Source organism: Rhodoferax sp. RT5P35, assembly GCF_056521385.1.
This window is the reverse complement of the sequence record NZ_JBWMAX010000392.1, coordinates 1-1012: the sequence shown is the minus strand read 5'-3', so window position 1 is coordinate 1012 and position 1012 is coordinate 1. Positions and strand designations below refer to the sequence as shown.

General features: G+C 62.1%; 1 protein-coding gene. It reads right to left on the bottom strand.

Annotated features, from left to right (window positions below; genetic code table 11):
• Positions 1–1012, bottom strand: a 1012-nt coding sequence (locus AC097L_RS26580; protein WP_479589681.1) for an S-(hydroxymethyl)glutathione dehydrogenase/class III alcohol dehydrogenase, incomplete at both ends; no start/stop codon positions are given.

Here is a 1012-nt window from a genome sequence, read left to right as displayed (position 1 = left end):
AGAACAGCACCACGCCGCGGATAGATTCACCACGCTTCATCAACTCAAACCCCTTGTTGATATCTTCCAGCGGCATGGTGTGGGTGATCAGCGGGTCGATGCTGATCTTGCCCTCCATGTACCAGTCCACGATTTTGGGCACATCGGTACGGCCGCGTGCGCCACCAAAGGCCGAGCCTTCCCATTTGCGGCCGGTGACCAGTTGGAAGGGCCGGGTGGAGATCTCTGCACCCGCTTCGGCCACGCCGATGATGATGCTGCGGCCCCAGCCCTTGTGGGTGCATTCCAGCGCCTGGCGCATGACTTTGGTGTTGCCTATGCACTCGAAGCTGTAGTCGGCTCCGCCGTCGGTGAGTTGGACGATGGCGTCCACGATATTGCCGCCTGCGGCCTCGATGTCTTTCGGGTTCAGGAAGTGGGTCATGCCAAAGCTGCGGGCCATGGCTTCGCGGGCTGGGTTCAGGTCGACACCGATGATCTTGTCGGCCCCGACCATCTTGGCACCCTGGATGACGTTCAGGCCGATACCGCCGAGGCCGAAGACCACCACATTTGCACCCGCTTCGACCTTGGCGGTGAACAGCACGGCACCAATGCCGGTGGTGACACCGCAGCCGATGTAGCAGACCTTGTCAAACGGTGCGTCCTTGCGGATCTTGGCCAAACTAATTTCAGGGGCGACGGTGTAGTTGCTGAAGGTCGAGGTGCCCATGTAGTGGAAGATGGGCTGGCCGTCCAGGCTGAAGCGGCTGGTGGCGTCGGGCATCAAACCCTTGCCCTGGGTGCCACGGATCAGTTGGCACAGGTTGGTCTTGCGGCTGAGGCAGAACTTGCACTGGCGGCATTCGGGGGTGTACAGGGGGATGACGTGGTCGCCCTTTTGCAGCGTGGTGACACCGGGGCCGACATCGACCACGATGCCTGCGCCTTCGTGGCCGAGGATGGCGGGGAAGATGCCTTCGGGGTCGGCACCGCTGAGGGTGTAGTAGTCGGTGTGGCAGATGCCGGTGGC